Source organism: Kosakonia quasisacchari (assembly GCF_004331415.1).
GTDB classification, from domain to species: Bacteria; Pseudomonadota; Gammaproteobacteria; order Enterobacterales; family Enterobacteriaceae; genus Kosakonia; species Kosakonia quasisacchari.
Window position 1 is genome coordinate 57,559 of record NZ_SJOP01000010.1, and the last position, 12,784, is coordinate 70,342.

The following is a 12,784-nucleotide window of genomic DNA, read 5'->3' on the forward strand; positions in this document are numbered from 1 at the left end:
TTTTGATGACCAAGCCGATTGATTTCAAAGTTAATTATGCATCGTATCGCGCGCCGATGATCGGCCGCAACGCAGTCGCAACCTCACAGCCACTGGCGGCGCAGGCCGGGATGCGTATGCTCGCACTCGGTGGTAACGCGGTGGATGCGGCGATTGCCACCGCGATGGCATTAACGGTTGTTGAACCGACCGGCTGCGGGATCGGCAGCGATGCATTCGCCATTGTCTGGGACGGCAAAGAACTCCACGGATTGAATGCCTCCGGGCGTTCGCCAGCGAGCTGGCATGCGGATATGTTCGCGGGGAAAACGGCAGTGCCAGAACTGGGCTGGGATGCGGTCACTGTGCCGGGCGCGGTATCCGGTTGGGTGGCGCTGGCGGAACGTTTTGCCACACTGCCGCTGACCACGCTGGCGCAGCCGGCCATTGAGTATGCGCGCAATGGTTTTCCCGTTTCGCCGTTGATTGGCCATTTGTGGCAGCGCGGCTACCACAAACTGAAAGATCAGCCGGGTTTTAGCGCCTGCTTTGCACCGGAAGGGCGCGCACCGAAGATCGGCGAAATTTTCCGTAACCCGGCGCAGGCGCGCACGCTGGAGCTTATTGCGCAGACTAATGGTGAAGCATTTTATCGCGGTGAGCTGGCACAGAAGATTGCCGCATTCGCCAACGCACACGGCGCGCACCTGAGCGAAGCGGACCTGGCGAATCATAAAGCCGATTGGGTTACGTTGCTGTCGCGTGAGTTTGCCGGTGGCTCCGTACAAGAGTTACCACCGAACGGGCAGGGGATCGCCACGCTGATTGCACTCGGCATCCTTGAACAGTGTGATATTGCTCATCACCACCCGGACTCAGTGCAGTCTCAGCATCTTGCCATTGAAGCCATGAAGTTGGCGCTGGCCGATCTTGATCGCTATGTTGCCGACGACGAGCACCTGGAGTTTGCCGCAGAACTGCTGCTCAGTGACGACTATCTGAAATCGCGTGCGGCGCTGATCGACCCGGATAACGCGTCTGATTTTGTCTATGGCGCACCGACGCAAAGCGGTACGGTTTACCTTTCTACCGCCGATGCCAGCGGCATGATGGTGTCGTTTATTCAGTCCAACTTTATGGGTTTTGGCTCCGGCGTTGTGGTGCCGGAAACCGGCATCAGCCTGCAAAACCGGGGCTGCGGTTTTGTGCTTGATCCAAAACACCCGAATGCGCTGGCGGGCAGCAAACGCCCGTTCCATACCATTATTCCTGGTTTTGCGATGGGCGCAGATGGCAAACCGCTCATGTCGTTTGGCGTGATGGGCGGGCCAATGCAGGCGCAGGGTCATTTGCAAATGGCGCTACGCATTATGCTGCACGGGCAAAACCCGCAGGCGGCGATCGACGCGCCGCGCTGGCGAGTTGTGCAGGGCAGAGAGGTGTCCGTTGAAGCGAGTTTTGACCGTAACGTCATTGCCGCATTACGCGAGCGCGGGCATGTGATAACGGTGGAAGATCCGCTGGCGGGCTATAACTTTGGCGGTGCGCAGGTCATTTACCGGATGCCGGAAGGCCACTACGTCGCAGCAACAGAGAGCCGCAAAGACGGGCAGGCGTTGGTGAGCTGATAAGCACCCTCTCCCGGCAGGGAGAGGGGGTCGCGTTACTCCAGCGTAAAGGGATCGGCGTCCTGCCAGGCCGGAAATTTCTCGCGGTACTCCTGTAACGCGCTTAATGACAGCTCGGCGTCAATGCGCGCCGCCTGGTGTGGCTCGGCGGTAGCGATAATTTCGCCCTGCGGGCTGATAACCCGACTGTCGCCACGATAGTGGTGGCCGTTACCATCGGTGCCGACGCGGTTGCAGCCCGCCACCCAGGCGAGGTTTTCAATCGCGCGGGCAACCAGCAGAGATTGCCAGTGCAGCGAGCGCGGCGCTGGCCAGTTGGCAACGTAGAGCAGCAGATCGTAATCATTGCGGTTGCGCGACCACACCGGAAAGCGCAGGTCGTAACAGACCAGCGGCAGAATGCGCCAGCCGCGCCACTCAAACACCACGCGCTCGTTACCCGCTTCGTAGTGGTGGTGCTCATCGGCCATACGGAACAGATGGCGTTTATCGTAGAAGTGCACCTTACCTTGCGGTTCGACCAGCAAAAAACGGTTCACCGGTCCGCGCTCGGTTTGCAGCGCGGCGCTACCGGCGACCAGTGCATTGGTCTGGCGGGCCTTGTTCTGCATCCAGGCGATAACCTCGTCTTGCGGCATGGATTGTTTCGCCGCCTCCATGGCAAAACCGGTGGTGAACATTTCCGGTAGCACAATCACATCACGCCCGGTGACGTCTTCTAACTGAATATCGAAATGGCGCAGGTTGGCAGGGCCATCCATCCAGACTAACGGTTGTTGTAACAGCGTAATTTTTAAACCAGGCACAATAGCAACTCCCCGTAAGACAGCATTTGCACACTGTAGCATGAGGATAAATAAAAAAACCCGCATGATGCGGGTTTCGATAAGAAGAGAGGATTTTCAGCAGCTTACTTCGTCAGGCAGCTTCCGGTTTGCGCACTTTCTCCGGCGTTTTTACCACCGGCTGAGTTGCCAGTGCCTCCGGTTCAAAGTCGTCAACGTTGATACTGCGCAGGCGGCTGACTTCGGCTTTGTTCAACAATGCGGCCTCTTCCTGATTAATCAGCCCGCTTGCCAGCGCCTGCTGCGCCAGCACGTCCAGACGGGTAAACGGCAGGTTTTTGCCCAACTCTTTGCAGATGCGCTGATGAATCGGATCCGCCGCCATCACATCAACCAGCGCCTCTTCCAGCAGACCGACCGGGTTATGCTCGCTCGGCGTCAGATACTGACCGCGACCAATGCGTGAACGTGTTGCGCTCGGGGTTTGCAGGATCTTCGCCACTTTGTGATCCAGTTTGTCGGACGGTGCGCGGTAGTGACGACCGGTGGGGAAAATCACCAGGCTCAGGGCGCCAGCCACAAAGCGGTTCGGGAAGTTCTCCAGCAAGTCGTGCATGGCCTGTTCCGCCTGGTAGAGCGCATCCTGCACGCCCCAGTGTACCAGCGGCAGATCTGCTTCCTGACGGCCTTCGTCGTCATAGCGTTTCAGCACTGCCGAGGCGAGGTAGAGTTGGCTTAACACATCGCCGAGACGTGCCGAGATGCGCTCGCGGCGTTTCAGGCTGCCGCCAAGCACCGCCATCGATACATCCGAAAGCAGTGCGAGGTTGGCACTCACACGGTTCAGATGCTGGTAGTAACGCTTAGTGGCATCACGGGTCGGCGTGGCGCTGGTTAAACCGCGCGTCAGGCCGAGCCAGAGGCTGCGCATTTTATTGCTACCGACGTGGCCGATATGTTTGAACAGCAGCTTATCGAAGGCGTCCACATCGTTATTCTGCGCGGCGGCCATCTCTTCGAGCACATACGGATGACAGCGGATAGCGCCCTGGCCGAAGATCATCATGGTACGGGTGAGAATATTCGCGCCTTCTACGGTAATGGCGATCGGTGCGCCCTGGTAGCTACGTGCCAGGAAGTTGCCCTCGCCGAGCATGATGCCTTTCCCGCCGGCAATATCCATTGCATCAATGATTGACTGCTGACCACGGTGGGTACAGTGATATTTAACGATTGCCGAAAGCACCGCCGGTTTTTCACCGAGCATAATGCCGTAGGTCACCAGCGATGCGGCTGCATCCATGGCGTAGGCATTACCGCCAATGCGCGCCAGCGGCTCTTCGATGCCTTCCATTTTACCAATCGACACTTTGAACTGGCGGCGGATATGAGCGTACGCGCCAATCCCCATTGCGACGGATTTGACGCCGCCGGTGGAGTTGGACGGCAGCGTGATACCGCGGCCTACCGACAGACATTCCACCAGCATACGCCAGCCCTGACCGGCCATTTTCGGCCCGCCAATAATGTAATCAATCGGCACAAAGATATCGTCGCCACGGGTCGGGCCATTCTGGAATGGCACGTTCAGCGGGAAGTGACGGCGTCCAATTTCCACGCCCGGCGTTGAGGTTGGGATCAGCGCACAGGTAATGCCTAACTCTTCGTCGCCGCCCAGCAGTTTATCCGGGTCAGAGAGTTTGAATGCCAGGCCCAGCACGGTGGCGATCGGTGCCAGCGTAATATAGCGTTTGTTCCAGGTGAGGCGCATACCGAGCACCTGCTCACCTTGCCAGTCGCCCATGCAGACAATGCCGGTATCCGGGATGGCACCTGCATCGGAGCCGGCTTCCGGGCTGGTCAGCGCGAAGCAGGGGATTTCCACACCGCGTGCCAGGCGCGGCAGATAGTGATTTTTTTGTTCCTCGGTGCCGTAATGTTGCAGCAGTTCACCCGGGCCTAAGGAGTTCGGCACGCCGACGGTGATCGCCAGGATACCCGAGACACCAGAGAGTTTTTGCAGCACGCGGGATTGGGCATAAGCCGAGAATTCCAGACCGCCGTACTCTTTTTTGATGATCATTGCAAAGAAGCGGTGCTCTTTTAAGAACGCCCACAGTTCCGGCGGCAGATCGGCCATTTCATGGGTGATCTGGAAGTCATTCGCCATGCGACAGGCTTCTTCCACCGGGCCGTCGATAAACGCCTGTTCTTCGGCGGTCAGACGCGGCTGCGGGTAGTTATGCAGTTTTTTCCAGTCCGGGTTACCGCGAAACAGATCGCCTTCCCACCAGGTTGTCCCGGCGTCGATGGCCTCTTTTTCCGTACGTGACATCGGCGGCATCACTTTACGGAAACCACGGAATGCCGGCGCGGAAATTAACGCTTTACGCATCGGCGGCAAGTTAAACGGCACCAGAATAATCGCGAGCGGCAGCAGCACCCAGATTGACCACAGGCCAGCAACGCCCAGCGCGGCGGTCCACGCCAGCAAAATCACGCTGCTGAGCAGCAGATTAACGCGGTGGTAAAACAGCGCGCCGAGTAGAACAACCGTTGCGATAATGCTCAAAATCATCATAAAGAAAAGCTCCCTTGCTTGTAGGAGGTCTGACCACTTGTGATGTATTGGTTGTAGTGGATGTGATTTCTTTTAGCAATGTGTTTACAAAATAATTACAACCTGGTTCACATTGTTGAGGGCTTTTCGCGCACGGAAAATGAAAACGACAGGGGGCGCTTCGGCTTTAACTTCTCGCCTGGAATAGTATCCGGTACACTGCGCAGTGTTATTTACATTTATGCTGAAGGATATCCTCATGTACCAGGATCTTATTCGTAACGAACTGAACGAAGCGGCGGAAACGCTGGCGAACTTCTTGAAAGATGATGCCAATATTCACGCTATTCAGCGCGCGGCGGTATTGCTGGCCGACAGTTTTAAAGCCGGCGGCAAAGTGTTGTCCTGTGGTAACGGTGGCTCACATTGTGATGCGATGCATTTCGCTGAAGAGTTAACCGGGCGCTACCGTGAAAACCGTCCGGGTTATCCGGCGATTGCCATCTCTGACGTGAGTCATCTCTCCTGCGTCAGCAACGACTTCGGTTACGACTATGTTTTCTCCCGTTATGTGGAAGCTGTTGGCCGCGAAGGCGATGTGCTGTTGGGGATCTCCACATCCGGTAACTCCGGCAACGTGATCAAAGCAGTTGCGGCGGCGCGTGAGAAGGGGATGAAAGTCATCACCCTGACCGGTAAAGACGGCGGCAAAATGGCGGGCAGCGCAGATGTTGAAATTCGCGTGCCGCATTTTGGCTATGCAGACCGTATTCAGGAAATTCACATTAAGGTGATTCATATCCTGATTCAGTTGATTGAAAAAGAGATGGTTAAGGCTTAAGAAAGGCTATTTTTTGCCATTTTGGCCTCGGGCAGTGCGCGAACCCCTGTCTACGCACCGTTGAAGCACTGCCCGTGCGCAAACTGGCTGCACCAATTACGCCTTCTCTGATAAGGGCGCTATGTGGGGGTGTGTATGTGCGAACTGCTCGGTATGAGCGCAAATGTGCCAACCGATATCTGCTTTAGTTTTACTGGTCTCGTCCAGCGCGGCGGCGGAACCGGGCCGCATAAAGATGGCTGGGGCATTACTTTTTACGAAGGTAAGGGCTGTCGCACGTTCAAAGATCCGCAACCGAGTTTTAATTCCCCTATTGCGAAATTAGTGCAGGACTATCCGATCAAATCCCGATCGGTGATTGCCCATATTCGCCAGGCTAACCGTGGCGAAGTGGCGCTGGAAAATACCCATCCGTTTACCCGCGAACTGTGGGGGCGCAACTGGACGTATGCGCATAACGGACAGCTTATGGGTTATAAGTCTTTAGTGACGGGTAATTTCCGCCCGATTGGCGAAACCGACAGCGAGAAAGCCTTTTGCTGGCTGTTACATAAGCTGACCGAACGCTACCCGCGTACGCCGGGGAATATGGCGGCGGTGTTTAAGTACATTGCGGAATTAGCGGTGGAGCTACGGCAAAAGGGTGTTTTTAATATGCTGCTGTCGGACGGGCGTTATGTGATGGCGTTTTGTTCGACTAATCTGTTCTGGATAACCCGCCGTGCGCCGTTTGGCGTGGCGAAGCTGCTGGATCAGGATGTGGAAATTGATTTTCAGCGGGAAACCACACCAAACGATGTGGTTACCGTGATTGCCACCCAGCCGTTAACCGGCAATGAAACCTGGCAAAAGATTATGCCAGGCGAGTGGGCATTATTTTGCCTGGGGGAGCGTGTAGTTTGACGCCAGCTGCGGCTGAACAGCGGTGTTCAGCGGCTTGCTAACCACATAGCGGCCATCCACTACCGAAACAACCGGCGGCTGGTGGGTGGTGGCGAAGTAGTCATAACCCGGCTTCAATTGCTTCCAGAAATCCGCATAGGTTGAATATTTATGGCGCTGCATATTGGCGTCGGTCATACGGAACGGATAGATACTCACCTGTACGTTCGGCTGCCCGAAAACCAGCGCGGCGGTAACAAACTGGAAGATCTCGTCAATACCGGAATCCGTCATTGCGTAGCAGCCAATCGACACGCAAGCACCGTGAATCATCAGGTATTTGCCTTCATAGCCGTGGGCGCGATCGTAGTTATTCGGAAACCCAATATTAATAGCTTTATAGAAGCGGCTATCCGGCTTTAACTGACTGCGCTGCACGGAGTAGAAACCCTCCGGGCTTTTAAAATCACCCTGGCGCTGCTTGGGGCCTAACCCGCCGGAGTAATTACAAATTTTGTAGCTGTCGAGCAACTGATACTGCTCGCCCATCTTGACGTAAAGATCAAGGGTGCGCTCTTCTTTGAAGATCTGGATATAAATCGGCGACCCCATCAACTGCTGCTTATATTCTTTGCTGACCGGCGTTACTGAACCGTTGCTGCTCACCAGGCCAGCAAAAGAGACGCACGGAAGCAGAAGCATCGCAATAAATAATGCGATTTTGCGCATACTACTTGTTTCCTTGATAAAGCTAATACCACATTGCCAGGACGGCAAAAGAAGCCCAAAATTCAGACGATTCTGTTTTGGAGCGCCCACATTAGCATTACGGCATTTTTTCGCAAGCCCCAATCTACGTCGTCTTTCACGCGGCCTCTTTGTCGGCTTCGCTTTTGGCTCGCACGAATGATTTTGAGGATTACGTATCAAATGCTTGGCCGAATGCTGGCGAGTATTATGCGAGTAAAAAGCCTGAATTACCCCTTATATTCCCCTCTTTTCGCCGCATTTACGTGCTGGCTTCTCAATTGCTGCAAATGTGCTGTATACTTATCCAGTGTTCTGTGAGGGCGTACGCATGCGCAAAATCATACATGTTGATATGGACTGCTTTTTCGCGGCGGTAGAGATGCGCGATAATCCAGCCCTGCGCGATATTCCCATTGCTATCGGCGGCAGCCGGGTGCAACGCGGCGTGATCAGCACGGCGAACTATCCGGCGCGCAAATTTGGCGTGCGCAGCGCGATGCCCACCGCAATGGCGCTTAAACTCTGCCCGCACCTCATATTGTTGCCCGGCCGTTTTGACGCTTATAAAGAAGCGTCCAACCAGATCCGCGATATCTTCTCCCGCTACACCTCGCTTATTGAACCGCTCTCGCTGGATGAAGCCTACCTTGATGTTACCGATAGCCCGCACTGTCACGGTTCGGCGACGCTGATGGCGCAGGAAATTCGCCAGACCATTTTTAAAGAAACCCAACTGACTGCTTCAGCGGGCGTTGCACCAGTGAAGTTTCTCGCCAAAATTGCCTCGGATCTCAACAAACCCAACGGGCAATATGTGATTACACCGGCTGATGTACCGGCATTTTTGCGCACGCTGCCGCTCGGCAAAATCCCCGGTGTGGGGAAGGTGTCCGCGGCAAAACTGGAAAAGCTGGGGCTGCGCACCTGCGAAGATGTACAAAAGAGCGACCTTGCCATGCTGCTTAAACGCTTTGGTAAATTCGGCCGTATTTTATGGGAACGCAGCCAGGGCATTGATGAGCGGGAAATTAACAGCGAACGGCTGCGTAAATCCGTCGGTGTGGAGCGAACGCTGGCGGAAGATATTCACAGCTGGGAAGAGTGCGAAGCGATTATTGAACATTTGTACCCTGAGCTTGAGCGGCGACTGGCAAAAGTAAAACCGGATCTGTTAATTGCTCGCCAGGGAGTGAAACTGAAATTTAATGATTTCCAGCTCACGACTCAGGAGCATGTCTGGCCGCGTTTAAATAAAGAGGATTTACTGGCAACGGCGCAAAAAACCTGGAATGACCGCCGCAGCGGGCGCGGTGTCCGGCTGGTCGGGTTGCATGTCACGCTACTTGATCCTCAGCTGGAACGGCAACTGGTATTAGGGTTATAAAAATAACGCTACGGATTGATTACCCACTTCATTATTATCCCCGACGTTTTTTCTACGTTACTGCAAAAACATTTCACCGTGTCCTGATGTCGCTTTACAGCACTCATTCTTTTTCATAGAACCCCGGGGGTCGTCTGCCGATTCCTTTTATTTGCTCATATATAAAGGGGAGCCGGGTTATTCTCTTTGTTCTCTCTCGCATGCGGTTTCTTATCTCGCTTCGGAAAGCCTTTCTAATAAACGGCTAGCAACCTTGCTGATAGCTCATCGTCTGGAACAAATAAAGGATGATGAACGCGCGACGCTGAAATCGGCACGTCGATAGTTTCACCACCAGATTGAACGGGGAAAACTGTTTAAAGGGCTGGCGTTTAACGCGGTGTAAGGCTGAGAGATGTCCGCGCCGGGCGGCGCGGACAAAGGGCTTATTTCGCCGGAATCGCTTTCAGCAACTCGGTCAGCAGGGTCCAGTAATGACCCACGCTTTCGATATGCACTTGCTCATCAGGTGAGTGCGGGCCGGTAATGGTTGGCCCAATCGATACCATATCCATGTTCGGGTACGGTTTTTTGAACAGACCGCACTCCAGACCGGCGTGGATCACCTGAATGTTCGGGGTTTTGTTGAACAGACGCTGGTAGGTTTCACGCACCAGCGCCATCACTGGTGAATGCGCGTCCGGCTGCCAGCCAGGGTAGCCGCCTTTCGGCGCGGTTTTCGCTCCCGCCAGCGCACCCAGTGATTCCAGCATGCTCACCACGTAATCTTTTCCGCTATCCACCAGCGAGCGGATCAGGCAGATGATCTCGGCGTTGTCGTCTTGCAGCGTCACCACACCCACGTTCAGTGAGGTTTCCACCACACCTTTTGCTACGTCGGAGTTGCGGATCACGCCGTTCGGCGTCGCGTTCAACAGGCGCACAAACGTATCGCGTGAAGCGGTGGTCAGCGCGGCTTTATCGCTGGTTGCGCTGTCCAGCAGCACCACCAGATTCTTCTCTTTGGCTTCCAGCTCGTTTTTCAGGATTGCCTGATATTCGCTGGCCAGCGTTTTCAGCTGTGCGGCTTTCTCTGCCGGAACGGCGATAACGGCAATTGCTTCGCGCGGAATCGCGTTACGCAGCGTACCGCCAGTGAAATCCAGCAGACGCAGATCCAGCTCCGCCGCGTGGCCGGCCAGGAAGCGCGCCAGCAGTTTGTTGGCGTTACCTAAACCGACATGAATTTCGGCGCCAGAGTGGCCGCCTTTCAGCCCTTTAAGTGTCAGCTTGAAGGTTTCATACCCGGCCGGTACGGCTTCGCGGGAGAGGGGCAGGGTGGTGATAAAATCGATACCGCCTGCGCAACCCATGTAGATTTCCCCCTCTTCTTCAGAGTCGGTGTTAATCAGAATATCTGCCTGCAGCCAGTTCGCTTGCAGGCCAAACGCGCCATCCATGCCCGCTTCTTCGGTCATGGTCAGCAGCACTTCCAGTGGACCGTGTTCAACGCTCTCATCTGCCAGCACCGCCAGCGCGGAAGCCATGCCAATGCCATTATCCGCGCCGAGCGTGGTGCCGCGCGCTTTAACCCATTCACCATCTACATACGGGCGAATCGGATCGGTGATGAAATCGTGTACTGTGTCGTTATTTTTCTGCGGCACCATATCAAGGTGGGCTTGCAGAACCACCGGCTTGCGGTTTTCCATGCCCGCGGTGGCCGGTTTACGGATCAGAATGTTGCCAACCTGGTCGCGCTCCGCATGCAACCCCTTTTCTTTCGCCCAGCCCATAATGTGCTCGGCAAGTTGTTCTTCATGGTAGGACGGGTGCGGAATAGAACAAATTTTGGCAAAAATATCCCACAGCGGCTGTGGCGATAGGTGAGACAGTTCAGACACGATGAGTCTCCTTACGAAGAGCCTGCGCAACGTACCTTGCAGGTCACAGGGTTAAATAAACGAACATCGCAAGCGTTCAGCTTGCGAGATGGCGTTGAGAATACCACTTTATTGCCGCGCTGCGAGCACCAGTGCGCGGAAAAAGCGCCGGTAATGCCGGGTAATACTGGTTTTTAGCGCTTCAGATCTCTATAATCTCGCGCAACCTATTTCCCCCTCGAATAATTTTTAAGCCGTTAAAACACAGGCTGGGACACTTCACATGAGCGAAAAATACGTCGTCACCTGGGACATGTTGCAGATTCACGCACGCAAACTGGCCGCCCGATTGATGCCTTCAGAACAATGGAAAGGCATTATTGCCGTAAGCCGTGGTGGTCTGGTGCCAGGCGCACTGCTGGCGCGTGAGCTGGGCATTCGTCATGTTGATACCGTATGTATCTCCAGCTACGACCACGACAACCAGCGTGAGCTGACCGTACTGAAACGCGCAGAAGGTGACGGTGAAGGTTTTATTGTGATCGACGATCTGGTGGACACCGGTGGTACCGCTGTCGCCATTCGTGAAATGTATCCCAAAGCGCATTTCGTCACTATTTTCGCCAAACCGGCAGGTCGTCCGCTGGTTGACGATTATGTGATTGATATCCCGCAGGATACCTGGATTGAGCAACCGTGGGATATGGGTGTGGCATTTGTCCCGCCAATCAGCGGCCGTTAATCCTGCTTCGAAACATTTGCTCACGCCCGGTTTTGCCGGGCGTTGTTCTTTTTAGCGCGCAACAGGTTACAATAACCGCCGGTGATAGATACACGGAGCCTGCGCGCAATGTCACAGCCCAATCTTAGCGAAACGTTATTTAAACCCCGCTTCAAGCACCCCGAAACCTCGACGCTGGTGCGTCGGTTTAATCGTGGCGCGCAATCGCCGATACAGTCGACTCTTGATGGCAGAAATCCGCCGCACTGGTATCGCATGCTCAACCGGCTGATGTGGGTTTGGCGCGGCGTAGATCCGCGAGAGATCCTCGAAGTACAGGCGCGCATTGTGATGTGTCAGGCTGAACGCACCGACCCGGAACTGTATGACACGGTGGTGGGTTACCGTAACGGTAACTGGATCTATGAATGGTCCGTGCAGGCCATGTTGTGGCAGCAAAAAGCGATGCAGGAACAAGCGCCGGAGGTAAGCGGTCACCATTGGCTGCATGCGTCCAGTTTGTTCAGCATTGCCGCCTATCCCCATATCAAAGGCGATACGCTGGCTGAGCAGGCGCAAGCGCTGGCGAACCGCGCGTATGAAGAGGCGGTGCAGCGTCTGCCGGGGGAGATCAAAGAGCTGGAGTTCGCCATTCCTGGCGGCACGCCAGTCACCGGATTTCTGCATATGCCACCGGGCGATGGCCCGTTCCCGACGGTATTAATGTGCGGCGGGCTGGATGGACTGCAAAGCGACTATTACACCCTGTTTGAACGCTATTTCGCGCCGCAAGGCATAGCGATGCTGACGCTGGATATGCCGTCGGTTGGCTTCTCTTCAAAATGGAAACTGACGCAGGACTCCAGCCTGCTGCATCAGCATGCGCTGCAAGCGCTGCCGAACATTCCGTGGATCGATCACACGCGGGTGGCGGCATTTGGTTTTCGCTTTGGCGCGAATGTGGCGGTGCGTCTGGCGTACCTTGAATCTCCACGCCTGAAAGCGGTGGCTTGCCTTGGGCCGGTGGTGCATGCACTGCTCAGTGATCCGCAGCGCCAGGGACGTGTGCCGGAGATGTATCTGGATGTACTCGCCAGCCGCCTGGGGATGCACGACGCTTCCGACGAAGCGCTGCGCGTGGAACTGAATCGCTACTCGCTGAAAACCCAAGGTTTACTCGGCAGACGTTGTCCCACGCCGATGCTTTCCGGTTTCTGGCAAAATGATCCCTTCAGTCCGGAGGAGGAGTCGCGTTTAATCACCTCGTCATCTGGCAACGGCAAACTGTTGGAAATCCCGTTTAATCCGGTTTATCGGAATTTTGATAAGGCGTTGCAACAAATAACCGGATGGATCAACCATCATTTCCGTTAATAGATTGATAAATTCTAT

General features: G+C 55.1%; 10 protein-coding genes. 6 read left to right on the plus strand and 4 right to left on the minus strand.

Annotation, left to right across the window (positions count from 1 at the left end):
* Nucleotides 1-5: 5 nt before the first annotated feature.
* A complete protein-coding gene (locus tag E0L21_RS12380; protein WP_131409888.1) occupies nt 6-1,607 on the plus strand; it encodes a gamma-glutamyltransferase family protein in 1,602 nt (533 codons plus the stop codon).
* 35 nt (nt 1,608-1,642) lie between these two features.
* On the opposite strand, the gene E0L21_RS12385 is transcribed toward E0L21_RS12380, so the two are convergent.
* Both E0L21_RS12385 and fadE read right to left on the minus strand, forming a co-directional pair.
* Complete coding sequence (locus tag E0L21_RS12385) at nt 1,643-2,413, minus strand: amidohydrolase (RefSeq protein ID WP_131409890.1); 771 nt, start codon at nt 2,411-2,413, stop codon at nt 1,643-1,645.
* 112 nt (nt 2,414-2,525) lie between these two features.
* Complete coding sequence (fadE, locus tag E0L21_RS12390) at nt 2,526-4,973, minus strand: acyl-CoA dehydrogenase FadE (protein ID WP_131409892.1); 2,448 nt, start codon at nt 4,971-4,973, stop codon at nt 2,526-2,528.
* Between the two features lie 238 nt (nt 4,974-5,211).
* Here fadE and lpcA point away from each other — a divergent pair, with 238 nt between their 5' ends.
* Both lpcA and E0L21_RS12400 read left to right on the plus strand, forming a co-directional pair.
* Nucleotides 5,212-5,793 carry a D-sedoheptulose 7-phosphate isomerase gene (gene lpcA / locus E0L21_RS12395; RefSeq protein WP_017458774.1) on the plus strand — a complete coding sequence of 194 codons (582 nt, stop codon included), beginning with the start codon at nt 5,212-5,214 and terminating at the stop codon, nt 5,791-5,793.
* Nucleotides 5,794-5,928: 135 nt separating this feature from the next.
* Nucleotides 5,929-6,696 carry a class II glutamine amidotransferase gene (locus E0L21_RS12400; RefSeq protein WP_131409894.1) on the plus strand — a complete coding sequence of 256 codons (768 nt, stop codon included), beginning with the start codon at nt 5,929-5,931 and terminating at the stop codon, nt 6,694-6,696.
* On the opposite strand, the gene dpaA is transcribed toward E0L21_RS12400, so the two are convergent.
* Complete coding sequence (gene dpaA / locus E0L21_RS12405) at nt 6,667-7,404, minus strand: peptidoglycan meso-diaminopimelic acid protein amidase (protein ID WP_131409896.1); 738 nt, start codon at nt 7,402-7,404, stop codon at nt 6,667-6,669. The two genes, E0L21_RS12400 and dpaA, sit on opposite strands and share 30 nt — an antisense overlap.
* 349 nt (nt 7,405-7,753) lie before the next feature.
* Between dpaA and dinB the strand changes: the two genes are divergently transcribed.
* Complete coding sequence (gene dinB, locus E0L21_RS12410) at nt 7,754-8,809, plus strand: DNA polymerase IV (protein ID WP_131409898.1); 1,056 nt, start codon at nt 7,754-7,756, stop codon at nt 8,807-8,809.
* A gap of 425 nt (nt 8,810-9,234) precedes the next feature.
* Here dinB and pepD read toward each other — a convergent pair whose 3' ends face one another.
* The gene (gene pepD, locus E0L21_RS12415) at nt 9,235-10,692 is read right to left on the minus strand and encodes a cytosol nonspecific dipeptidase (protein WP_131409900.1); all 1,458 of its coding nucleotides are present in this window, start codon (nt 10,690-10,692) and stop codon (nt 9,235-9,237) included.
* A gap of 262 nt (nt 10,693-10,954) precedes the next feature.
* On the opposite strand from pepD, the gene gpt reads away from it, so the two are divergent.
* Nucleotides 10,955-11,413 carry a xanthine phosphoribosyltransferase gene (gene gpt / locus E0L21_RS12420; protein ID WP_072567436.1) on the plus strand — a complete coding sequence of 153 codons (459 nt, stop codon included), beginning with the start codon at nt 10,955-10,957 and terminating at the stop codon, nt 11,411-11,413.
* 108 nt (nt 11,414-11,521) lie between these two features.
* Nucleotides 11,522-12,766: an esterase FrsA gene (gene frsA, locus E0L21_RS12425; protein ID WP_131409902.1), complete on the plus strand. Its 1,245-nt coding sequence runs from the start codon at nt 11,522-11,524 to the stop codon at nt 12,764-12,766.
* Nucleotides 12,767-12,784: the final 18 nt, after the last annotated feature.